The organism is Agrobacterium sp. 10MFCol1.1 (genome assembly GCF_000381165.1).
Taxonomy (GTDB): Bacteria; Pseudomonadota; Alphaproteobacteria; order Rhizobiales; family Rhizobiaceae; genus Agrobacterium; species Agrobacterium tumefaciens.
In genome coordinates, this window is the sequence record NZ_KB906073.1 from 469,445 (window position 1) to 492,099 (window position 22,655).

A 22,655-nucleotide genomic window follows, 5' to 3' on the forward strand; every position below is an offset into this window, starting at 1 on the left:
ATAGTAAGGTGGCCAAAGTATTTTTCCAGCCCCAGAGCAGGTCAGAGCGGAATGGTATCGTGCTTTTTCCAGCGGGTTTCGACGTTCTTGCCCCGCAGCGAAGCAAAGGCACGGGCGATGCGGCGGCGCGAGGAATGCGGCATGATAACCTCATCGATGAAACCACGCTCTGCCGCCACGAAGGGATTGGCGAAACGCTCCTCATATTCCCTTGTGCGCGCGGCGATCTTGTCCGGATCGGAAAGCTCCGAGCGATAGAGGATTTCCGCGGCCCCTTTTGCGCCCATGACAGCGATTTCCGCAGTCGGCCAGGCATAGTTCACATCAGCGCCGATATGTTTCGAGGCCATCACGTCATAAGCGCCACCATAGGCCTTGCGGGTAATCAGCGTCACCATCGGAACCGTCGCCTCGGAATAGGCAAACAGCAGTTTCGCGCCGTGCTTGATGACGCCGCCATATTCCTGCGCCGTTCCCGGCAGGAAACCGGGCACATCCACCAGTGTCAGCAGGGGAATGTTGAAGGCATCGCAGAAGCGCACGAAGCGGGCGGCCTTGCGTGAGCTGTCAATATCCAGACACCCGGCCAGCACCATCGGCTGGTTTGCGACGACGCCTACCGTCTGGCCTTCCAGACGCATGAAACCGGTGATGATGTTTCTGGCAAACGCCTCCTGCAACTCGAAGAAATCGCCCTCGTCGGCGAGCGCATGGATCAGTTCCTTCATATCGTATGGCTTGTTGGAACTGTCGGGGATCAGCGTATCGAGGCGCGCTTCCAACCGTGCGGGATCGTCATGAAAAGGCCGGACCGGCGGTTTTTCCTGATTATTCAGCGGCAGGAAATCGAAAAGCAGGCGCACATGCTCAAGTGTCTCGATGTCGTTTTCATAGGCGCCATCGGCAACGGAGGATTTTTTGGTGTGTGTGGAGGCGCCGCCCAGCTCTTCCGCCGTGACGATCTCGTTGGTCACGGTCTTCACCACATCCGGCCCGGTTACGAACATGTAGGAAGTATCGCGCACCATGAAGATGAAGTCGGTCATGGCAGGCGAATAAACGGCACCACCGGCACACGGCCCCATGATGACAGAGATTTGAGGCACGACACCGGAGGCGATGACGTTGCGCTTGAAAACGTCGGCATAACCGCCGAGCGAAGCAACACCTTCCTGAATGCGCGCGCCGCCACTGTCGTTGAGGCCAATCACGGGCGCGCCGTTGCGCACGGCCATATCCATGATCTTGCAGATTTTCTGGGCATGGGTTTCCGACAGCGAACCGCCGAGCACGGTAAAATCCTGGCTGAAAACATAGACCTGCCGGCCGTTGATGGTGCCCCAGCCGGTAACGACGCCATCGCCCGCCACCTTTTGTTCGGCCATGCCGAAATCCACCGCCCGGTGGGTAACGTACATGTCGTACTCTTCGAAGGAACCTTCATCCAGCAACACATCGATGCGCTCGCGCGCCGTCAGCTTGCCCTTGGCATGCTGCGCCTCAATGCGCTTGACGCCGCCGCCGAGCCGCGCTTCGTCGCGGCGCGTCTGCAATTGCTCCAGAATGCTGGGCATGTTTCCTCCATGCGTTTCCTCAAATCAATAGCTTAGAAAACATTCGCCTAGAAGCCTTGATCGTGCGCGTATGCGTGGCATAAATATTTGCAATATTTACTTTTGCAAAGTTGCAACATGGCTATGGAAAAGCTCTTCATCGGCCGCAAGGTCCGCGGCCTTCGCGAAAACGCCCGCGCCACGCAGGCACAGTTTGCCGAACGGCTCGGCATTTCGGCCAGTTATCTGAACCAGATCGAAAACAATCAGCGACCCGTTTCCGCCAGCGTTCTGGTGACGCTGGTGGAAAAATTCCAGCTCGACGTAACGGAGCTGGCAACCGGCGAAAACGACCGACTGGTTTCCGCTGTGCGCGAGGCCCTGAAAGACCCGCTGTTCCTGAATTACGAGCCCGGGCTGCAGGAACTGAAGCTGATTGCGCAGAACGCACCGGGTTTTGCCCATGCGCTTTTGCGCGCCCACCAGGCCTACCGGCAAAACAGCGAGCAGCTGGTGCAGCTGGATGACAGGCTGGGGCGGGGAACCGCGCAGGTGGAAAGAACACCTTACGAAGAGGTCCGCGATTTCTTCCACTTCGTCGACAATTACGTTGCCGAGATCGATCTTCTGGCGGAAGAACTTGCATACGAACTGGAGATAGAGGGCGGCGAGACCTACGGCATTCTCGCGGCCCATCTACGCAGCCGCTTCGGTGTCCATATCACCAGAACGGAGGCGGCGGGCGGATTGATCCGGCATTTCGATCCGGCCGGCAAAACGCTGGCGCTCAGTTCCTACATGGCAGCACCGACCCGCTGTTTTCAGCTTGCGCTTCAGATCGCCCAGCTTCATGCGGGAGCAACCGTGGACAGAGTGCTGGCCGGCGCCGGTTTCCGTAGCGCCGAAGCCGCGGAAATCTGTCGCATCGGCCTTCACAACTATTTCGCCGCCGCGCTGATCCTGCCATATGGACAATTTCACCGGGCTGCGCAGGAATTGCGCCACGATCTGGAACTTCTGGCCGTGCGCTTCGGCGCGAGCCTTGAACAGGTGGCCCACAGGCTCAGCACTTTGCAACGCCCTGGTCAGAAAGGCGTGCCGATCTTTTTCGCCAAGATCGACCGGGCTGGCAACATCACCAAACGCCACAGCGCCACAAGGCTGCAATTTGCCCGTTTCGGCGCGGCCTGTCCGCTCTGGAACATTCATCAGGCCTTCGAAAGCTCCGACAGGATAGTACGCCAGCTGGCGGAAACACCTGACGGCGTGCGCTATCTTTCCATCGCCACACAGATCGAAAAAGCCGGCGCCGGTTTCAACACGGACAGGCCACGTTATGCCATCGCACTCGGCTGCGAAATTTCCCATGCGCAGAATTTCGTCTATGCCGATACACTCGATCTCGCCAATACCGCCTCCTTCAAGCCCATCGGCGTTTCCTGCCGGGTCTGCGAAAGGGTCGATTGCGTGCAGCGCGCCGTACCGCCGCTAAAACGCAAACTACATGTCGATCATCTCTCACGTGGGGCCTTGCCCTACCGGATCGCAGACTTCTAGCGCCGCGCGGCCATATCAGGGTAGCGGCACCATCGCGCGCCGCATGATATTTGCATAGTAGCCCCAGAACAGCCGGGCGGCGACGGAGCGCCAGGGCGTCCAGAGTTCCGCCCGCGCCGCCAGCCATTTCGCATCCGGCCGTGCCTCGAGCGAAAGCGCGTGGCCCACCGCAGCCCGCAGCGCCACATCGCCAACCGGAAAAATATCGGGGTGGCCGCCGCAGAACATCAGATAGACTTCCGCCGTCCACGGACCAATGCCGCGAAGCGCCACCAGCTCCGAAAGGGCCACATCTGCTTCCTTGCGACTGACGGCATCAAGATCGATGCGGCCATCCGCAACCGCGTGCGCCAACCCTTCCAGCGTTGTTGCCTTGGCCCGGGAAAGGCCGAAAGTGGCGCGCAATTCTTCCGGCACCGCCAGATAGTTTTCCGCCGTCACCGCCCCGCCCGTGCCGGCAAGGATACGCACCCATATGGCGTTCGCGCTGGCGCGCGAGACCATCTGCGACACGACGATATGGGCAAGGCCCGCAAAGCCGGGCTCGTGAATACGCAACTCCAGCGGACCGGCTTTTTCGATAATAAGGCTAAGAGCCGGATCGAGGCGGGCAAGATGCGCCAGACCTTCGCTGATATCGTCGAGGCCCCTGATGATTTTCATGTCTGCACAGCCCATATTCACGTTGGCCCGGCACCGGGTGGCGAGGCGCTTCAAAACATGGCAGAAGAAACCATGCCTTCGCCCGTCCGTCAAAAACCGGTTTATCGTTTTGCGCCCAGCCCCAATGGCGCCCTGCATCTGGGCCATGCGCTTTCCGCTTTTCTGAACCACGACATGGTGCGGGAAAACAGTGGCCATTTTCTGCTGCGCATCGAAGATATCGACCAGACGCGCTGCACTCCGGAGCTGGAGCAGGCGATCTATGATGATCTTGGCTGGCTGGGACTGGAATGGGAAAAGCCGGTGCGGCGGCAATCGGAGCACTTCGATGAGTATCGCACAGCACTCGACAGGCTGGTCGAGGCCGACCTCGCTTATCCCGCCTTCTTAAGCCGGGGTGAGACGAAAGCCATTGTCAGGGCCTTTGAGGCAGAGGGAAGGCTCTGGCCGCGCGATCCCGACGGCGCGCCGCTTTACCCGGCAATAGATCGGCAAAGGCCGCAGGCGGAACGGGCCGAACTTCTGGCATCAGGCAGGCAACACGCCTGGCGGCTCGACATGGAAAAGGCGGTCCGCACCTTGCACAGCAAGCTGTTCTGGCGCGAGAGCGGCGACGGGCAGACCGGGGAAATCGAAGCTTTGCCGGCGCTGTGGGGCGATGTGGTGCTGTCGCGCTCCGACGCCCCCTCGAGCTATCATCTTTCCGTGGTGTTGGATGACGCGCTGCAAGGCATCACCCATGTGGTGCGCGGCATGGATCTGTTTAACGCAACCGCCATTCACCGGCTGCTGCAACAATTGCTGGACCTGCCGCCACCCGCCTATCACCACCACCGGCTGATTTTGGGTGCTGATGGGCGCAAGCTCTCGAAAAGCGAAGGCAGCACCGGCCTTTCAGCGCTTCGGGCGGAAGGAAAAACGCCGTCAGATATCCGCCGGCTTGTCGGGCTCCTCTAGCACCTGCTCGCGGCGCGCACTGTTGCCGGAGATATTGCGGCGGATGATCTGCCGGACTTTGTATTTCATCAGAGCGGCATTCACTTCCGCACCCAGCATGAAGATGACACCCACCATGTAAAGAAACACCAGAACCACCATCACTGAGGCCAGACCGGCGTAGGTGGCGGCATAATTGGCGAAGGTGGAGAGGTAATAGGCAAAGATCGCCGCGCCGATGACCCAGAAGATCATTGTCAGCAGAATGCCGGGCCAGACATCCCAGATGCGGCGTTTGCCGGCCGGAAGCCACAGATGCGCCGCCACCAGCCCGACCGTCAGCACGACGATGGTGCCGTAAAGTCCGAGGCTGGAAACCGTGTTCAGCGCATCCGTCAGCCAGGGAAACCGCTGCTCGGCAAAGGACGTTGCGACCGGCACCGCAACAAGCACGATGCTGATGCCGGTAAAGACCACCACTGCGATCAACACATACAGCAGACTGAGAAGACGGGTGATGTACCACCAGCGCGTTTCCGTGACGCGATAGGCGCGGTTGAGCGAGATTCGGAGCGCCTCGACACCGTTGGAGGCAAAATATGCGGCCGCCAGCACCGAAATCGTCAGCAGTCCGCCGCGCGGAATGGTCAGGACCTGCTGCACCTGCGCGGCAAGCGGACCTGCGATCGCTTCCGGCCAGGTATCAAAAATCAGATGCACCGCCGTCTCGGAAAACTGGTCAGCCCCCAGAAAACCGGCCAAAGCCGTGCCGAAAATCAGGAACGGGAACAGCGCCAGCAGGATGGAAAGCGCCATGTGGCTCGCCATCGCCCAGCCGTCATCCTCGGCAAAATGAGAATAGGCATCGAAGGCAACCTTGCCTGCCAGGCGCACTGCGGCAACCATGTCGCCTCCATTCATCGGCATTTCATTTGTAACTTCGCCCCGAATATGGGAAGTCAGCTCTACTTTGTACAGCGCACAAGCCCGCCTTTCGGTTCCCGCAGGCATACAGATTTTGCGCAATACAATTTTCACAGGCCGGACCATCGGGCCAGCGCAACATTCGGCTTTCCGGAGCGGCATAGATGCCTGAAAAACCCGTCATCATAATTACCGGATGTTCCTCGGGCATCGGAGCCCATTGTGCCGGCGCGCTTCACCGCGACGGCTGGCGGGTGTTTGCCACCGTGCGCCGCATCGTCGATATGGCCGCGCTCGAAAATCAGGGCATAGAAACCCTGATCATGGACTATACCAAGCCCGAAACCATCGCGGCTCTCGTGGATACGGTTGCGGCCAGAACCGGAGGCCGCATCGATGCGCTGTTCAACAATGGCGCCTATGGCCAGCCGGGTGCTGTGGAGGATCTGCCGGTGGAAGCACTGCGGCAGCAATTCGAAACCAACGTCTTCGGCTGGCACGATCTGACGCGGCGGGTCATTCCCTTCATGCGCCAGCGCGGTTCAGGGCGCATCGTGCATTGCTCCTCCATTCTCGGCCTCGTTCCCTATCGTTATCGTGGTGCCTATACCGCATCGAAATTCGCGATCGAGGGCCTTGGCGTCACGCTGCGCATGGAACTTCAGGACAGCGGCATCCATGTGAGCCTCATCGAACCAGGGCCGATCACGTCGAAATTCACCACGACGGCGCTTGCCCACGTCAGGGACAAGATCGATCTGGAAAACTCGGCCCATGCAGTGGAATACAAGCGTCAGCTGGCGCGGATGGATGGGTCCGGCCCGGTCAACCGCCACAAGCTTGGCCCCGATGCCGTTTATGCCGTTCTGAAACACGCCCTGACCGCCGCAAAGCCAAAACCGCATTATCCCGTCACCGTTCCCGCCAAACAGGGGCTGTTGCTGAAACGGCTCTTGCCTGCCGGACTGTTCTATCGTCTGCTGCGCAGATTCGATTGAGGAGGAGTACCCCCTAAATGTCCGGCTTCACCACTGTTCTGGCCCTTATCGTCATGGGCCTCGTTGTCATCGTGCTGATACGAGGCCTTTTCAACATGCTGAAGGGCCAAGACGCCAACCGTTCCAACAAGTTGATGCAGCTTCGCCTTCTGTTGCAGGCCATCGCCATCGTGCTCATCATGCTGACCCTTTGGCTCACCGGCGGCGGACGCTGACATGGTGAAACTGAACAAGATCTACACCCGCACCGGCGACAAGGGCACGACGGCGCTGGTGTCCGGTCCCCGCCGCCTGAAGCACGATCTTCGCGTCGAGGCCTATGGCACGGTGGACGAAACGAATTCGGCGATCGGCGTGGCGCGGCTGCATACCGCCAATACTGATATTGCCAGCATGGAAAAGCTGGATGCCATGCTGTTCCGCATCCAGAACGACATGTTCGACCTCGGCGCGGATCTCGCGACCCCGGAAACCGGCGAGCCGCCGGCCTACGAACCGCTGCGCATAGTCGCGAGCCAGGTCACGCGGCTGGAAAACGAAATCGACGACCTCAACTCCGCAATTGACCCCCTGACCTCCTTCGTGCTGCCGGGCGGCAATGCGGCGGCGGCCAATCTGCATCTGGCGCGCACGATCTGCCGACGGGCGGAACGGCTCATGGTGGAGCTCTCGGTTGCTGAAAACGAGATCGTCAGCCCGGAAGCGCTGAAATATGTCAACCGCCTGTCCGACTTCCTGTTCGTTGCCGCCCGGTTTGCCAATGATATGGGCAAGGCTGACATATTGTGGGTTCCCGGCAAGAACCGCTAAAGCCTATCTCTCGCACAAACGAAGGGCGTTCGATGTTCATACCGCTGCACGATGCGAATTCCCTCAAACATATCCGGCTGCAATATGTCACGATCGGCCTGATCGTGGTCAACGTGCTGGTATGGATATTTACCGGCGTGCTTGCCAGCGACGTCCAGGCCAATGCCGCAGCGCTCGGCCTCGGTTTCATCCCGGCTGTGGTGTTCGACTACGCCTACCTGGAGCCCGCCTTGCAGGTGGTGCCGGATGACCTGACCGTCGTCACCTATGCGTTCCTGCATCTGGATTTCTGGCACATGGCAGGCAACATGCTGTTTCTGTGGGTCTTCGGCGACAACGTCGAGGACGCGCTCGGCCACTTCCGTTTCCTTATCTTTTACATCGCCTGCGCCATAGCCGGCGCGCTGTTGCACGGCTTTGTCGCACCCATGTCGGAAGGGCCGCTTATCGGTGCATCAGGCGCTGTTTCTGGCGTCGTCGCGGCCTATTTTCTCCTGCATCCCAAGGTGCGCGTCTGGGTTCTGGTGTTCATGCGCATTCCGTTGCCCTTGCCTGCCTTCATTCCGCTGGCGTTATGGATCGGACAGCAATTTCTGATGCTGGCACTTGGCCTTGAGGAAAATGTTTCCTGGGGAGCACATGTGGGCGGCATATTGGCCGGGGCTGTGATGGTAATTTTCATGCGCCGGCCGGACGTTCCCCTGTTCGACCGCACGATTGTTCCGCCAAGGGCGGCGCAGTTCAAGAATCCGTCGCAAACGGCGGGGTTGTCGCAAATCGAACGGGGCTATGACGGGAGCAGATGAGCCGTTGACGAAGAGATAAATTATTTACGTTAACGTCAACGTAAGGTATGCCTTGCGTGCATGTGATAATGAACATTGCTCCGTTGTATTTGCGGGAAAAATGCTTATCCATGTCGCCAACCTGTTTTTGGAGGTCCGCGCGGTCTTGTCGCCTCGCGGACAGGAGTTTGAGGAAAACCGCCGATGAAGATCCTTGTCCCTGTCAAACGAGTTGTTGATTACAACGTCAAGATCCGCGTGAAGTCGGATGGTTCGGGCGTTGAACTCGCGAATGTGAAGATGTCGATGAACCCGTTCGACGAAATCTCGGTGGAAGAGGCTCTGCGGCTGAAAGAAGCCGGCAAGGCCGAAGAAGTCGTGGTCGTGTCGATCGGCCCTGCCAAGGCGGAAGAGACGCTGCGCACGGCGCTCGCCATGGGTGCCGACCGCGCCATCCTGATCGAGACCGACGAGACGGTCGAACCGCTGGCCGTCGCCAAGCTTTTGAAGGGCGTGGCGGAAGCCGAGCAGCCCGGCCTCGTCATCGTCGGCAAGCAGGCGATCGACGACGACAGCAACCAGACCGGTCAGATGCTGGCCGCCCTTCTCGGCTGGGGCCAGGGCACCTTCGCCTCCAAGGTCGTACCGTCTGATGGCAAGGTCGCTGTGACGCGTGAAGTCGATGGCGGCCTGCAGACGGTCGAACTGAAACTTCCCGCTGTCGTCACCACCGATCTTCGTCTGAACGAGCCGCGTTACGCCTCGCTGCCGAACATCATGAAGGCAAAGAAGAAGCCACTCGACAAGAAGACCCCGGCCGATTTCGGCGTCGATGTAACGCCGCGTCTGAAGGTGTTGAAGACCGAGGAGCCCGCAGGCCGCAAGGCCGGCATCAGGGTCGGCTCGGTGGCTGAGCTGGTTGAAAAGCTCAAAGCCGACGGCGTCCTCTAAGGTTTCGGAAAAGGGAGATTACAACATGGCCATTCTTCTTCTGGCAGAACACGACAACGCAACCCTTTCCGACCTGACGGCGAAGACGCTGACGGCGGCAACGCAGATTGGCGGCGACGTCCACGTGCTCGTTGCCGGCTCCGGTGCGAAGGGTGCCGCCGACGCGGCGGCGAAACTGTCCGGCGTTGCCAAGGTACTGCTTGCCGACGACGCATCCTATGCCAACGCGCTCGCCGAGCCGCTGGCGGCGCTGATCGTCTCGCTCAGCCCTTCCTATGACGTCATCATCGCACCGGCGACCGCTTCGGCCAAGAATGTCGCCCCGCGCGTCGCAGCCCTTCTCGATGTGGCCCAGGTCTCGGAAATCATCGAGGTCGTCAGCCCGGATACTTTCAAACGTCCGATCTATGCCGGCAACGCCATCCAGACGGTGCAGGCAAGCGACGCCAAGAAGGTCATCACCGTGCGCCCCACCGCGTTTGCGGCAGCCGCTGAAGGCGGTTCGGCACCGGTGGAAACCATCGGTGCTGCCGAGAACCCCGGCGTTTCTGTCTTTGTGTCCGACGCGCTCGCCTCTTCCGATCGTCCGGAACTGACCTCTGCGAAGATCATCATCTCGGGCGGTCGCGCACTCGGCTCTTCGGAAAAGTTCCGCGAAGTGATCCTGCCGGTTGCCGACAAGCTCGGTGCAGCCGTCGGCGCATCGCGCGCAGCCGTCGATGCGGGTTATGCACCGAACGACTGGCAGGTCGGTCAGACCGGCAAGGTCGTGGCACCGCAGCTTTACATCGCTGCCGGCATTTCGGGCGCCATCCAGCATCTGGCCGGCATGAAGGACTCGAAGGTCATCGTAGCCATCAACAAGGACGAGGAAGCGCCGATCTTCCAGGTTGCCGATTACGGCCTCGTCGCAGACCTGTTCGAAGCTCTGCCGGAACTCCAGAAGGCTCTGTGATTTTAAGCCTTTAGCCAAAGGCGGCGCGTTTTTTGAACGCGCCGCCTTCTCTTTTTCGGCGATATGCGTAACATCGCCGCAAATGACGCAGATGAAATCCCATGAGGAGACCAGCATATGACCGCCCCCTTTAAAAACATCGGTATCATCGGAGCCGGTCAAATGGGTTGCGGCATCGCGCATGTTTCCGCCTTGGCCGGTTACAAGGTGCACATTTACGATCTTTCCAAGGACGGCATCGAAGCCGGCCTTGCCACGATCAACGGCAATCTTGCCCGTCAGGTCACCAACGGCAAGCTCTCCGACAACGCCCGCAAAGATGCGCTGGCGCTCATCAGCGGTTCGACTGACGTCAACGATCTGGCGCCCATGGATCTGGTCATTGAGGCTGCTACCGAAAACGAGGAAATCAAACGCAAGATCTATGCGCAGATCTGCCCGGTACTGAAGCCCGAAGCGCTTTTGGCCACTAACACTTCTTCGCTCTCCATCACTCGCCTTGCGTCCGCGACCGATCGTCCCGAACAGTTCATGGGCATCCACTTCATGAACCCGGTGCCTGTGATGAAGCTGGTGGAGCTGGTGCGCGGTATCGCCACCAACGAAAAGACCTTCGATGCGGCGAAGGACTATGTGCGGACGCTGGAAAAGGCGATCACCGTCGCCGAGGATTTCCCCGCCTTCATCGTCAACCGCATCCTGCTGCCGATGATCAACGAAGCGATCTACACGCTCTATGAGGGCGTCGGTTCGGTGGAAGCAATCGACACCGCCATGCGGCTCGGCGCCAACCATCCGATGGGACCGTTGCAGCTTGCCGACTTCATCGGTCTCGACACCTGTTTGTCGATCATGCAGGTGCTGCATGACGGGCTGGCCGACAGCAAATACCGCCCCTGCCCGCTGCTGGTGAAATATGTCGAGGCCGGCTGGCTCGGCCGCAAATCTGGTCGCGGTTTTTACGATTACCGTGGCGAGACACCTGTTCCGACGCGCTGAGGCGCAAGGGATATTCCTCTGATATCATTCGAGATGACGGGAGGAAAATCCCTCCCGCACTGGACAATTATTTAGCCTTCACTGCCGATACCAACGCTTTGGCATCTTCGCTGTCCCAGGCTGCCGGACCGTTCATGGCGGCAATCAGGCAGCCTTTTTCGTCCAGCAGAAGAGTTGCGGGAAGGCCGAAAGCCAGCCCTTCCTTTTTCAGAACATTGAAGACGCCCATGGAGCTGTCGCGATAAAGTTTCAGCGCATCGATCTTGTATTCGTCAATGAAGGCTTTCGTTTTCTCGTCCGCGCCGGTGTCGATATTGACCGCAACAACCTCAAAGCCATCGCTGCCCTTTTCCTTCTCGAGTGCGTTCAGCGCAGGCATTTCCTCCCGGCATGGCACGCACCAGGTGGCCCACAGATTGAGGAGAACCGCCTTGCCCTTGAGATCGGCAAGCGACATGTCCGACCCTTGCGGACCCTTGAAGGACAGCGGGATGACGCGCGGCGTATCCGTGGCCGACATGGCCGCCACCTGACCCTTCAGGAGGGGTTTCAGCGAGGCGATGCGGTTTGCCGCACCTTCACATAAACCGGCCTCGGCAACCGCTTCCCCTTGAACCGGGCTCTCAGACCCAATATGCCTGAACCAGACCGCACCCGCGCCGAACACGACACCGGCAACGGCAGCAATTGCAACCAATCTGGCGGAAGGAAGCCTGAACGGCCTTTTTTCTGTCATCGAATACTCCAGGGCACGCAGAACATGGCTGACGGCACAGATCAGAAATCCTCCAACCAGATGTGGGGCGGACGTTTCGCTTCCGGGCCATCAGCCATCATGGAAGAGATAAATGCCTCCATCGGCTTCGACAAGAAGCTTTATGCCCAGGACATCCGCGGCTCTATAGCGCATGCCACCATGCTGGCGGAAAAAGGCATTATTTCGCAGGAAGATAAAGACAAGATCGTTCACGGCCTGAACACGATCCTGTCAGAAATCGAGGCTGGCAGCTTCGAATTCTCGCGCAAGCTCGAAGACATTCACATGAACATCGAGGCGCGACTTGCCACCCTCATCGGCACGGCGGCAGGGCGTCTGCACACCGCCCGCTCGCGCAACGACCAGGTGGCGCTCGATTTCCGCCTCTGGGTCAAGGAAGAGCTGCAGAAGACGGAAGGCATGCTGACCGCGCTCATCGCCGCCTTCCTCGACCGCGCCGAGGAAAATGCCGATACGGTCATGCCCGGCTTCACCCATCTGCAGACGGCCCAGCCCGTCACCTTCGGCCATCATTGCATGGCCTATGTGGAAATGTTCGGCCGTGACCGCGCCCGCGTGCGTCACGCGATCGAACATCTGGATGAAAGCCCGATCGGTGCAGCAGCGCTGGCCGGCACCGGTTATCCTATCGACCGCCACATGACGGCAAAGGCGCTCGGCTTCCGCGAGCCGACCCGCAACTCCATCGACACCGTTTCTGACCGTGATTTCGCGCTGGAGTTCCTGTCGATCGCCTCGATCTGCGCCACGCATCTGTCGCGCCTCGCCGAAGAAATCGTCATCTGGTCGACGCCGCAATTCGGCTTCATCCGCCTGTCCGATGCCTTTTCCACCGGCTCGTCGATCATGCCGCAGAAGAAGAACCCCGACGCCGCCGAACTGGTGCGCGCCAAGACCGGCCGCATCAACGGCTCGCTGGTGGCGCTTCTGACTGTGATGAAGGGCCTGCCACTCGCCTATTCCAAGGACATGCAGGAAGACAAGGAACAGGTTTTCGATGCCGCCGAAAGCCTGGAACTGGCCATCGCCGCCATGACCGGCATGATCCGCGACCTTGAGGTGCGCAAGGACCGCATGCGTGCGGCCGCCGGTTCGGGCTATTCCACCGCCACCGATCTTGCTGACTGGCTGGTGCGCGAGGCAGGCCTGCCCTTCCGCGACGCCCACCATGTGACCGGAAATGCGGTGGCACTGGCGGAAAAGAATGGCTGCGATCTGGCCGATCTTTCGCTGGAAGACCTGCAGGCGATCCATCCGGCCATTACAAGCGGCGTTTTCGACGTTCTTTCAGTCGAGGCATCGGTTGCCAGCCGCACCAGCTTCGGCGGCACGGCTCCTTCCGAGGTCAAGAAGCAGATCGCCTGGTGGCGTGGACGCAACTAACGCATCGGACCGAAAAGTGTGAAGCGGTTTTCGGAAAATCCGATGCGCAGACAAATTAAAATGAGCGGCGGAAACGATTCCATTTTTCTCCGCCGCCCTCATAAATCTGCGTTACGCTGCGATCACAAGAAACAGGGTGCACAAGCGCCCTGTTTTTCGTTATCAGAGAAGCACATATTTCCTTTGGACAGGCTCATGCTTTCAAAAACCGCGCGCAATCTCATCGTTCCCATCAGCATGACGCTCGCCGTCAGTCTTGCACTCAGTGCCTGCGGGCGAAAAGGCGATATCGATCCGCCGAGCACGCCGGTCGAAATGCGCAACAAGCGCAATGCCGACGGAACCGAGACGAAGCCGGCAACGGCGGAGCGGCCGTTCATCCTCGACAAGCTTCTCTGACGGGAAAAAGCCTGTGAACCATTTTGGCTATATCGACGGCGTGCTTCACGCCGAAAACGTGCCCGTGCCTGAGATCGCCAAGGCGGTCGGCACGCCGTTCTATGTCTATTCGACCGCGACGCTGGAGCGCCACTACAAGGTGTTCTCAGGCGCTTTCGCCGATGTGGACGCCATGGTCTGTTACGCCATGAAGGCCAATTCCAACCAGGCCGTTCTGAAGACGCTGGCAAAGCTTGGCGCGGGTATCGACGTGGTATCCGGCGGCGAATTGCGCCGCGCGCTTGGCGCCGGTGTACCGGCAAACCGCATCATGTTCTCCGGCGTCGGCAAGACGGTGGCGGAAATGGATTACGCGCTGGAAGCCGGCATCTACTGCTTCAACATCGAATCCGAGCCGGAGCTTGAGGTCCTCAACCTGCGCGCCGTCAAGGCCGGAAAAAGGGCGCATGTGTCCTTCCGCATCAATCCGGATGTGGATGCGCGCACCCATGCCAAGATTTCCACCGGCAAAAAAGAGAACAAGTTCGGCATTTCCTATGAGCGGGCGCGTGCGGTCTATGCCCATGCCGCCACGCTGCCCGGCATCGAAGTCACCGGCATCGACATGCATATCGGCAGCCAGATCACCGAATTGCAGCCCTTCGAGGATGCGTTCCGTTTGCTGCGCGAACTGGTGGAATCCCTGCGCACGGACGGGCACACGATCAGCCACGTCGATATCGGCGGCGGTCTCGGCATTCCCTACCGCGAGGACAATAATCCGCCGCCGCTGCCGGATGCCTATGCGCATATCGTCAAGAACGAGCTGAAGAGCCTCAACTGCAAGATCATCACCGAACCGGGACGCCTGATCGTCGGCAATGCCGGCATTCTGGTGACGGAAGTGATCTATGTGAAGGATGGCGGCGAAAAGAACTTCGTGATTGTCGATGGCGCGATGAACGACCTCATCCGCCCGACGCTTTACGAGGCCTATCACGGCATCCGCCCGGTCGTGCAGCCCGCGGTAGACGCCCCTCGCATCAAGGCCGATATCGTTGGCCCCGTCTGCGAAACGGGTGACTATCTGGCGCTGGACCGCGAGATGGCCGCACCGCAGCCGGGTGATCTGATTGCCGTCAGCTCCGCCGGTGCTTACGGCGCCGTGCAGGCAGGCACCTATAATTCGCGCCTGCTGGTGCCGGAAGTGCTGGTAAAGGGTGACAAGTTCCACGTCATCCGCCCGCGCGGAACCTATGAGGAGCTGATCGCTCTCGATTCAGTACCCGCCTGGCTCGATTGATCCGCCATATATCCGGCTTGGTCGATCACAATTGAGCGAAGCTGCCTAAAAAATGGGGGTGAGCATCCGCTTGCCCTCGTCTTCGCCACAAAGAATGTTATCCTTGCTTCTCATAATACAAGCAGCTCGCCGTTCCGGGAATGGCGTTTGACGTGGCCAGAACCGGGAGAACGGATTGATGACCACAGCCGGAGAGGACAGGACAGGCAGGAAGCGCCCAACCGGCGCATTCGCGCAGCGGCCGGATCTTGCCCGCCGGGTTGCGGCTAAACGCTTCTTCGCAAAAATCGTGTTGTTTTCGGAAAGAGTAGCACCGAAGACGCTGTGGCCGCTTTCCATCGCCGCCGCGTTTCTGGCGCTCGCATGGTTCGGACTTTACCGTCAGATGCCTGATTTCGTGCGGCTGGGCATCGTTTTCCTGCTGGTTTTCGGTTTCATCAGCACCATCCTGCCAATCGTCCGGCTGAAATGGCCGACAGACAACGACGCGTCCCGCCTTCTGGAAGAACGCAATGGTCTCGCTCACCAGCCAGTCGGCGTGCAGGAAGACGAACCGGCGTTGGACACCCCCATTTCCCGCGCCTTGTGGAAAGAACACCAGATCCGTATGGCGGAACGCATCGCCGCGCTGAATGCCGGCCTGCCGAAACCCGATATCGCCCGTTACGACCGCTCGGCACTACGCGCCATTCCCGCCCTTTTTCTGGTTGTCGCCTTCGGTTTTTCCTATTCCAATGGTGCAGGCACGATTGCAGATGCCTTCCGTAGCCGACCGGCAGCCGGTCCGCTCAATCCCGATATCCGTCTCGACGCCTGGGTCACGCCGCCCGCCTATACCGGCCGCGCCCCGATTTTTCTGACAGGGCGCGATGCGACAGGCCACGACGCGGTGTCCGTGCCACAATCCTCCAAACTGACGATCCGTATGACCGGTGGCGATGGCGGCGAGGAAGTGACCTTCGAGCCTGAGACCGCCGGCGCCCTGCAGAAGCTTGCCCCCGAAGCGGCACGCGCCGACAGCGCAAGTGGCGATGTGGCGGCACAGACAGAAAAACGCGCGCCGGATCAACCTGTTACGCCGCGCACCTTTGCGATGGATGTGACCGAAAGCGGCATGATCACCGCCAATGGCGAACAATGGGTGTTCAACGTCATTCCTGACCAGCCACCGACCATCGGCTTCGACAACATGCCGCGCCGCGCCGTCAATGGTGCGCTGGAGGTGGGTTTCACCGCCAAGGACGACTATGGCATCAAGGAAGCCCACGCCATCATCGAGCCGCTTGGCGTTGCGGAGGGTGCAACAGCACTTTACCCGCCGCCGGAATTCAAGCTCGACCTGCCGCGGCAGAACAACCGCGAGATCAAGGGGCTGACCAGCCGCAACCTGACCGAACATCCCATGGCAGGTAAGCGCGTGCGCATCACGCTGGTGGCAACAGACGGTGCCGGCCAGACCGGCCGCAGCCCCGCGCATGAAATGGTGCTGCCGGGCCGCAATTTCTCTGAACCGCTGGCGGCTTCGGTTGCGGAACAGCGGCAGATATTCTCGCTCGACACGCGCCAGATGCCAAAGGCGATCGCCTATAACGAGGCGGTTGGTCTGCGTCCGGAAGAAACCATTCCCAACACCACGCACTATCTCCTGCTGCAATCGGCGCAGACCCGCATGCGGCTCGCCTATAATGAGGAGATGCTGAAGAACACCGCCGATTATCTCTGGGAGATCGCGCTCGGCATCGAGGATGGTGATCTTTCGCAGGCGGAAAAACGCCTGCGTGATGCGCAGACAGCGCTTTCCGAGGCGCTTCAGCGCAATGCCTCCGATGAGGAAATCGCCAAGCTGATGCAGGAACTGCGTGAGGCGATGCAGCAGTTCATGAGCGAGCTTGCACAGCGCATGCAGAATGCGCCGCAAGCCAACATGAACCAGCAGGCACAAAACGTGTTGCGGCAGCGCGATCTGGAAAACATGATGAACCAGATCGAAAACCTCGCGCGCTCCGGCAACCGTGACGCAGCACAGGAAATGCTCTCGCAGCTGCAACGCATGATGAACAACCTGCAGGCGGGACGGCCGCAACGTCAGGGCCAGCAGGGGCAGCAGCAAAGCAGCAAGATGCGCCAGCAGATCGACAAGCTGGGTGAAATTCTGCAACAGCAGCAGAAGCTGATGGACGAGACCTTCAAGCTCGATCAGGCGCTGCGTGACCGCATGCAGCGCGGCGACCCGCAGGATGGCGGCGAAGGTCAGGACCCGCAGACGGGTGAAAACGGTGAATCACCGCAACAGGGCCAGCAGGGCCAGCAGGGCGAAAACGGCCAGCAAGGCGGACAGCCGAGCGAGCAGATGACAGCCGAACAATTGCGCGAGGCGCTGAAAAATCTGAGGGCGCAGCAGGACGCGCTGGGCAAGCAGCTGGGCGAGTTGCAGCAGGGCCTTCGTGATCTCGGCATGGAGCCGGGCGAAAACTTCGGCAAGGCGCAGCAGGAAATGGAAGGCGCCGGCGAAGCACTCGGCAAAAGCCAGGGCGAACAGGCGGTCGAAGGTCAGGGCAATGCGCTGAACGCGCTGCGACAGGGCGCGCAGGATATGATGGGCCAGATCATGCAGGCCATGCGCCAGCAGGGACAGCAGCCCGGACAGGGGCAGGAAGGCATGGCTGGCCAAGGCGGACAGAACGGCCGCGATCCACTCGGCCGTCCGCGCAGCACAACAGGCCCCGATTTCGGCGACCAGGTGAAGGTGCCTGATGAGATCGACGTGCAGCGCGCCCGCGAAATTCTCGAGGCTATTCGCGAAAAGCTCGGCAACAACCCGCCGGGTGAAATCGAGCGGCGTTATCTGGAGCGGTTGCTGGATATACGGTGAGGATGGAGGCCGCCATTCCTAACGATCGGGCGTGTTTAACCTCGCGCATTTTTTAGGAAAGGCCAGCTTATCAAACACTCAACGTCATCCTCGGCCTTGTCCCGAGCATGACGGCGGAGAGAGTTGACAACTCCACAACAAAAAAAGGCGGCCCAAAGGGCCGCCCTTTCTCAAATCTCTGTAGCCTTATCGCTCAGGCCGCGAGCGCCCGCGCAACAGCTTTGCGGATATCCGGAAGCGCAAAAGGTTTTGAAACCACGTCCACGATCTTTTCTGCCAGATCATCAGCACGTTCGCGCTGTTCGGCATAACCCGTCATCAACAGGATGCGCATGGCCGGGAAGCGTTCGGCGGCGCGGTGCGCCAGCTCGATGCCATCCATGACCGGCATGCGGATATCCGAAAGAAGGAGATCGAAATTGGTTTCCTGAAGCTTCTCCAGCCCCTGCTCGCCGTCTGCCGCCTCATGGGTCTCGTGACCGTCGAGACGCAGCGCACGGGCAACGAAAGCCCGCAATGCATCCTCATCTTCGGTAATCAGAATCTTCGCCATTAATCATTGCTCCTGGGCATCATTTCCAGCCGTGAGCAACATCGCAGGCTCCTCTTTTCAAGAGGTAAACACCCAGGGTTTCGCTGGGTGAATGGTTAATGAGGCGTCTCCGGCATGTCCCATCCCGGCACGGCAGAAATCGTCAGGCGTCGCCCGTGACGACGCCTACGAAGGGCAGTTCGCGGAAGGCGTAAGCCACATCCATGCCGTAACCCACGACGAAATAATCGGGACATTCGAAACCGACATAGTCGGCCTCCAGATCTTCCTTGCGCTTGACCTTCTTGTCGAGCAGCACGGCGATGGTGACGTGACGGGCGCCGCGTTCGTAAAGCAGTTCCTTGGCGAAACGCAGCGTGCGGCCGGATTCGAGAATATCGTCGATCAGAAGAACATCGCGGTCCTTCACGTCGCTGTCGATATCCTTGACGATCTTCACCCCTTGCGAAACGGTGCCGGCACCGTAGCTCGAAAGCGTGATGAATTCGACTTCGGGCGCAAGGCCGCTGTCATGCAGCGCGCGGATGAGATCGGCCGCGAAAATGAACGATCCCTTGAGCACGGCGATGACCAGCAAATCCTTGGTCGGGCCGCTCGCTATATGCTTGGCCATGTCGCGATTGCGCTCGGCAATCTGCTCGGCGGTGTAAAGCGGCTCAATGTTTTTTCCACGGACGACGGGCATTCTTTCTCCTGTGCTGCGCCTTGCCGATTTTACCTTTCAGTAAAAATACGAAGACCACGCGTTAGCACAGTCAACGTTCGGAAGCACCCGCTTCGACGAAGGAAAGCTTGATGTCAGGCGTTTTTCCACCGGGATGGCGCAACTTTGCCGAAAATCCGTGGCTGAAACCGGGCTGCATCTGCCTGACCGGCGGTTCGATGACCATGCTGGCGACCAGTTGCCCCTTGGCAACGAAGAGGTCGGCGCGAAGTGCCGGCACCTCTTCCAGAGCGGTACCGTTGTTCTCCACAATACCGTTGATGAGCAGGACATCCATGCCGCCAGCCTCCTGCGGCGTGATGGTGACATGGGAAATGGCAAGCGGGTTTGCGGCCGCAACGACCGGCTTTTCCGGCACGACCACCGAAAGGCCGCCTGAGCAGATGAAAACAAAAATGACGAGCGCCGCAACCAGCGCCGAATAGGCATCCACAGACAGGCGCGACAATTTGCGGTCCACCCAGCCGATGAACGCGTAACCAAGAGCACTGGCGGTGACGGGCGGTTTTTCCATCTGCCGGCGCATCGCGCCGCGATTATCGTTTCCGGGCTGACGGACACGGTTTTCCTTGATGGTGACAAATTCCGCGTCTACCACATCGGGGCCGGTGTGGGTTGCCCGCGCCGTACGGCGCACTGGCGCTTCCGGCATCAGGAGGTCGAAATCGAATGCCGCTTGCCGGCGAGATGAACGGAACATAGCCATAGAATTCCTTGGGTGAGGTTTTCCGGCCCGCAAAACTGGGCATTGCAACGAATCCTGCCAAGTTTTAAATTTAATTGGTTAATGCTTCGCAAAAACGGCTCGCATAGGCCACCGGAACCGGGTTAAACGGCGCATCCGGGCCTCACGCGCCAGCGGTTTGCGAACCACCACGAAACGAAGAGACTGGAAGTCCGTTGATCCATTTCGAAAATGTCGGGTTGCGTTACGGCATGGGCCCCGAAATCCTGAGGGACATGACCTTCGACATTCCCAAGGGTTCGTTCCAGTTTCTGACCGGCCCTTCCGGTGCCGGCAAAACCACGTTCCTGCGCCTGCTGCTGATGTCGCTGCAGCCCACACGCGGCAATATCCGCATGTTCAACCGCGATGTGTCGCGCATTCCGCGCAGCGAGTTACCCATGCTGCGCCGCCGCGTCGGGATCGTCTTTCAGGATTTCCGACTGCTCGATCATCTGACAACCTATGAGAATGTCGCCCTGCCGCTGCGTGTGCGCGGCAAGGAAGAAAGCGCCTACCGCAACGACGTCATCGAGCTTCTGAAATGGGTCGGGCTTGGCGAGCGCATCAATGTGCTTCCGGCCATCCTCTCCGGTGGGGAAAAGCAACGCGCCGCCATTGCCCGTGCATTGATGGACCAGCCGGAAATCTTGCTGGCCGACGAGCCGACCGGCAACGTCGACCCGCCGATGGCCAAGCGCCTTCTCAACCTCTTTCTGGAGCTCAACCGGCTGGGTACCGCTGTGGTCATCGCCACCCATGATTTCGGCCTGATGGACCAGATCGACGCACGCCGGATGATCCTCACCGAAGGGCGGCTCGACATCTATGAATGAGATCAACCGCAAACAGTTAAGACCAGAGGCGACCGCACCGAAGCGGCCGCCGATGCGTATCCGCCCGATGGCACCCATTCTGCCGCCCTCTAACATTCAGGGCAATGCGCTGATGGTGGTGATCGCCATCATGGCCTTTCTCGCCTGCCTGACGCTTGGTGCCGTTTCCATGGTGCGTGCCACCGCCGCCACCTGGCAGAGCCAGATTTCCCGCGAAATCACCATTCAGATCAAACCCGAGGACGGGCTGGACATGAATGCAGCGCTCACCAAGGCACGTTCTCTGGCGCTCACCTTCGTCGGCACGCGGGATGGCACGATCCTCGATGATGCCGCCACCGCGCGTCTTCTGGAGCCGTGGCTCGGCAGTGGCCTCGATCTTTCCGAACTGCCGGTGCCGCGCCTCGTCGTGATTACCATCGATGAAAACCACCCGCCCGATTTTCAGGCCATGCGCGATATGCTGAAAGCTGAAATTCCACAGGCGTTTCTGGATGACCACCGTACATGGGTCGACAGGCTCGTCTCCATGGCCATGACCACTGTCATGATCGGCGTCGGGGTCCTGATCCTCGTCTTCACCGCCATGGTGCTGACGGTGGTGTTTGCAACGCGCGGCGCGCTTTCCGGCAACCGGCACATCGTCGAGGTGCTGCATTTCGTAGGCGCCGAAAGCAGCTTCGTGGCGCGGGAATTCCAAAAGCACTTCCTGAAGATCAGCCTGAAAGGTGCGGCAGCGGGCAGCGCCCTTGCCGCGGCGGTTTTCCTTGCCGCCGGTTTCTGGCAATCGAGCACGGTTGCTACGCCGCAAAGCGATCAGGCAAGTGCGCTTTTCGGCTCCTTTTCCGTTGGCCTCAGTGGTTATATCGGCATCGCCACGACGATGATCATCATCGCGCTGCTCACCACGATCACCGCGCGTGTGACCGTCATCCGCACGATCGACGATATCGACCGCGTCCGCTCCGATCCGTCTAAAAGCGACGGTGTCGCATCGTGACGCCGTCTCTCGAATCTCGCGAGGAAACTGCACCCTTCACACGCCGGATGTAACTTGCGGACGGTGGACAAAAATGCCTGTTCCTTGCCTTAATCGGCGAGTATTCAGGAGGAATGTTTGTGAGTCGGACGGACCATGATCAGGAACAGTCGACCACGCGACAGGCAAAAAAAGGCCTGTTGTCGCGGCGAAGTCGCCTGCGTCGTTTTATTCGCGGTCTCATCCTGCTTTGCGTCATTACTCTCGGGGCTTTTTCCGGCGGTTTTTTGTGGTTCGCAGATTCGGTCGCCTCCATGCGCCCGCCCGAAGGCGCCAAGGGCGACGCGATCATCGTTCTGACCGGTGGTTATCAGCGCATCGAACAGGCGGTCGGCCTGCTGCGGGACGGCGTTGGCAAGCGCCTTCTGATTTCCGGCGTCAATCCGGCCACCACCCGCACGCAAATCCGCAAGATGACGCAAGGCTCTTCGGACATGTTTTCCTGCTGCGTGGACATGGGCTACAAGGCCATAGACACCATCGGCAATGCCAACGAGGCGGCGAGCTGGATACGCGACCACGGTTATTCCTCCATCGTCGTCGTTACGAACAATTACCATATGCATCGCAGCCTGCATGAACTGCACAATGCCAGCCCGCAGACCCAATTCATCGCCTATCCCGTTATCAGCGCCGACCTTGCCCGCACCAACTGGTTCGCGGAGCCAGATGTGGTCCGGACCATGCTCTACGAATACATGAAATTCGTGATTGCAGCAGGACGCGACCTGACCGGGCTCGGCAAGGGCGACGGGTTGCGCAAGGCGGGCACCGATCACCCCACGATCAAGGCGGCAACCTCTTCCCCGTGAATGGAAAGAACGGAGAGAACACGCTTGCTGCGGAGCCTTGTTTTCGTGTAGGCGTCTGGCATCGGCATCCGGCATCGAGGCGCGCCTGAGCTTCGGAACGGCTGCAACCCGGGAAGTCTGTC

Annotated in this window: 23 protein-coding genes; 16 read left to right on the forward strand and 7 right to left on the reverse strand. The window is 59.8% G+C overall.

Translation table 11 applies throughout. The features are described 5' to 3' along the window. Positions 1-41: 41 nt before the first annotated feature. Positions 42-1,574, reverse strand: a complete 1,533-nt coding sequence (locus tag F617_RS0106875; protein ID WP_013761771.1) for an acyl-CoA carboxylase subunit beta — start codon at positions 1,572-1,574, stop codon at positions 42-44. A 117-nt stretch (positions 1,575-1,691) separates the two neighbouring features. Here F617_RS0106875 and F617_RS0106880 point away from each other — a divergent pair, with 117 nt between their 5' ends. Continuing rightward, positions 1,692-3,110: a short-chain fatty acyl-CoA regulator family protein gene (locus F617_RS0106880; protein WP_026330711.1), complete on the forward strand. Its 1,419-nt coding sequence runs from the start codon at positions 1,692-1,694 to the stop codon at positions 3,108-3,110. A 15-nt stretch (positions 3,111-3,125) separates the two neighbouring features. Here F617_RS0106880 and F617_RS0106885 read toward each other — a convergent pair whose 3' ends face one another. Continuing rightward, a complete protein-coding gene (locus tag F617_RS0106885; RefSeq protein WP_013761773.1) occupies positions 3,126-3,773 on the reverse strand; it encodes a DNA-3-methyladenine glycosylase in 648 nt (215 codons plus the stop codon). A gap of 72 nt (positions 3,774-3,845) precedes the next feature. Here F617_RS0106885 and gluQRS point away from each other — a divergent pair, with 72 nt between their 5' ends. Continuing rightward, on the forward strand, positions 3,846-4,730 hold the full coding sequence (gluQRS, locus tag F617_RS0106890) for a tRNA glutamyl-Q(34) synthetase GluQRS (protein WP_026330712.1): 885 nt from the start codon (positions 3,846-3,848) through the stop codon (positions 4,728-4,730). Here the strand turns inward: gluQRS and F617_RS0106895 are convergent. Next, positions 4,698-5,615 carry a YihY/virulence factor BrkB family protein gene (locus tag F617_RS0106895; protein ID WP_013761775.1) on the reverse strand — a complete coding sequence of 306 codons (918 nt, stop codon included), beginning with the start codon at positions 5,613-5,615 and terminating at the stop codon, positions 4,698-4,700. The genes gluQRS and F617_RS0106895 overlap by 33 nt on opposite strands. A gap of 182 nt (positions 5,616-5,797) precedes the next feature. On the opposite strand from F617_RS0106895, the gene F617_RS0106900 reads away from it, so the two are divergent. From F617_RS0106900 to F617_RS0106935, 7 genes are all read left to right on the forward strand, one after another. After that, the gene (locus F617_RS0106900; protein WP_019564858.1) at positions 5,798-6,631 is read left to right on the forward strand and encodes an SDR family oxidoreductase; all 834 of its coding nucleotides are present in this window, start codon (positions 5,798-5,800) and stop codon (positions 6,629-6,631) included. Between the two features lie 17 nt (positions 6,632-6,648). Then, positions 6,649-6,846 carry a twin transmembrane helix small protein gene (locus F617_RS0106905; RefSeq protein WP_003497428.1) on the forward strand — a complete coding sequence of 66 codons (198 nt, stop codon included), beginning with the start codon at positions 6,649-6,651 and terminating at the stop codon, positions 6,844-6,846. A gap of 1 nt (position 6,847) precedes the next feature. Next, positions 6,848-7,441, forward strand: a complete 594-nt coding sequence (locus F617_RS0106910; protein WP_019564859.1) for a cob(I)yrinic acid a,c-diamide adenosyltransferase — start codon at positions 6,848-6,850, stop codon at positions 7,439-7,441. Between the two features lie 32 nt (positions 7,442-7,473). Next, positions 7,474-8,247 (forward strand): rhomboid family intramembrane serine protease, encoded by a 774-nt coding sequence (locus tag F617_RS0106915; protein ID WP_019564860.1) that lies wholly within the window; start codon positions 7,474-7,476, stop codon positions 8,245-8,247. A 183-nt stretch (positions 8,248-8,430) separates the two neighbouring features. Continuing rightward, the gene (locus F617_RS0106925; RefSeq protein WP_013761780.1) at positions 8,431-9,177 is read left to right on the forward strand and encodes an electron transfer flavoprotein subunit beta/FixA family protein; all 747 of its coding nucleotides are present in this window, start codon (positions 8,431-8,433) and stop codon (positions 9,175-9,177) included. 25 nt (positions 9,178-9,202) lie between these two features. Then, the gene (locus tag F617_RS0106930) at positions 9,203-10,132 is read left to right on the forward strand and encodes an electron transfer flavoprotein subunit alpha/FixB family protein (protein WP_003511321.1); all 930 of its coding nucleotides are present in this window, start codon (positions 9,203-9,205) and stop codon (positions 10,130-10,132) included. Between the two features lie 117 nt (positions 10,133-10,249). Then, positions 10,250-11,131 (forward strand): 3-hydroxybutyryl-CoA dehydrogenase, encoded by an 882-nt coding sequence (locus F617_RS0106935; protein ID WP_019564861.1) that lies wholly within the window; start codon positions 10,250-10,252, stop codon positions 11,129-11,131. Between the two features lie 67 nt (positions 11,132-11,198). On the opposite strand, the gene F617_RS0106940 is transcribed toward F617_RS0106935, so the two are convergent. Beyond that, positions 11,199-11,867 carry a TlpA disulfide reductase family protein gene (locus tag F617_RS0106940; RefSeq protein WP_019564862.1) on the reverse strand — a complete coding sequence of 223 codons (669 nt, stop codon included), beginning with the start codon at positions 11,865-11,867 and terminating at the stop codon, positions 11,199-11,201. A 24-nt stretch (positions 11,868-11,891) separates the two neighbouring features. Between F617_RS0106940 and argH the strand changes: the two genes are divergently transcribed. The 4 genes from argH (at position 11,892) to F617_RS0106965 (ending at position 17,845) form a co-directional block, all read left to right on the forward strand. Continuing rightward, complete coding sequence (argH, locus tag F617_RS0106945; RefSeq protein WP_019564863.1) at positions 11,892-13,292, forward strand: argininosuccinate lyase; 1,401 nt, start codon at positions 11,892-11,894, stop codon at positions 13,290-13,292. Positions 13,293-13,487: 195 nt separating this feature from the next. After that, positions 13,488-13,691 carry a lipoprotein gene (locus tag F617_RS28655; protein ID WP_019564864.1) on the forward strand — a complete coding sequence of 68 codons (204 nt, stop codon included), beginning with the start codon at positions 13,488-13,490 and terminating at the stop codon, positions 13,689-13,691. A 13-nt stretch (positions 13,692-13,704) separates the two neighbouring features. Continuing rightward, a complete protein-coding gene (gene lysA / locus F617_RS0106960) occupies positions 13,705-14,973 on the forward strand; it encodes a diaminopimelate decarboxylase (RefSeq protein WP_019564865.1) in 1,269 nt (422 codons plus the stop codon). A 178-nt stretch (positions 14,974-15,151) separates the two neighbouring features. Further along, complete coding sequence (locus F617_RS0106965; protein WP_019564866.1) at positions 15,152-17,845, forward strand: TIGR02302 family protein; 2,694 nt, start codon at positions 15,152-15,154, stop codon at positions 17,843-17,845. A gap of 193 nt (positions 17,846-18,038) precedes the next feature. Here F617_RS0106965 and F617_RS0106970 read toward each other — a convergent pair whose 3' ends face one another. The 3 genes from F617_RS0106970 to F617_RS0106980 form a co-directional block, all read right to left on the reverse strand. After that, a complete protein-coding gene (locus F617_RS0106970) occupies positions 18,039-18,398 on the reverse strand; it encodes a response regulator (RefSeq protein ID WP_003511329.1) in 360 nt (119 codons plus the stop codon). Between the two features lie 142 nt (positions 18,399-18,540). Further along, positions 18,541-19,083, reverse strand: a complete 543-nt coding sequence (gene hpt, locus F617_RS0106975) for a hypoxanthine phosphoribosyltransferase (RefSeq protein ID WP_003511330.1) — start codon at positions 19,081-19,083, stop codon at positions 18,541-18,543. Positions 19,084-19,153: 70 nt separating this feature from the next. Then, the gene (locus F617_RS0106980; RefSeq protein WP_019564867.1) at positions 19,154-19,822 is read right to left on the reverse strand and encodes a hypothetical protein; all 669 of its coding nucleotides are present in this window, start codon (positions 19,820-19,822) and stop codon (positions 19,154-19,156) included. 200 nt (positions 19,823-20,022) lie between these two features. Here F617_RS0106980 and ftsE point away from each other — a divergent pair, with 200 nt between their 5' ends. The 3 genes from ftsE (at position 20,023) to F617_RS0106995 (ending at position 22,533) form a co-directional block, all read left to right on the forward strand. Beyond that, positions 20,023-20,682 (forward strand): cell division ATP-binding protein FtsE, encoded by a 660-nt coding sequence (gene ftsE, locus F617_RS0106985; protein WP_003511334.1) that lies wholly within the window; start codon positions 20,023-20,025, stop codon positions 20,680-20,682. Next, the gene (locus tag F617_RS0106990) at positions 20,675-21,682 is read left to right on the forward strand and encodes an ABC transporter permease (RefSeq protein WP_019564868.1); all 1,008 of its coding nucleotides are present in this window, start codon (positions 20,675-20,677) and stop codon (positions 21,680-21,682) included. Before ftsE ends, F617_RS0106990 begins: the two co-directional genes overlap by 8 nt. A 113-nt stretch (positions 21,683-21,795) precedes the next feature. Next, entirely contained in the window at positions 21,796-22,533 is a 738-nt protein-coding gene (locus F617_RS0106995) for a YdcF family protein (RefSeq protein WP_019564869.1), read from the forward strand. The last annotated feature ends 122 nt before the right edge of the window (positions 22,534-22,655 follow it).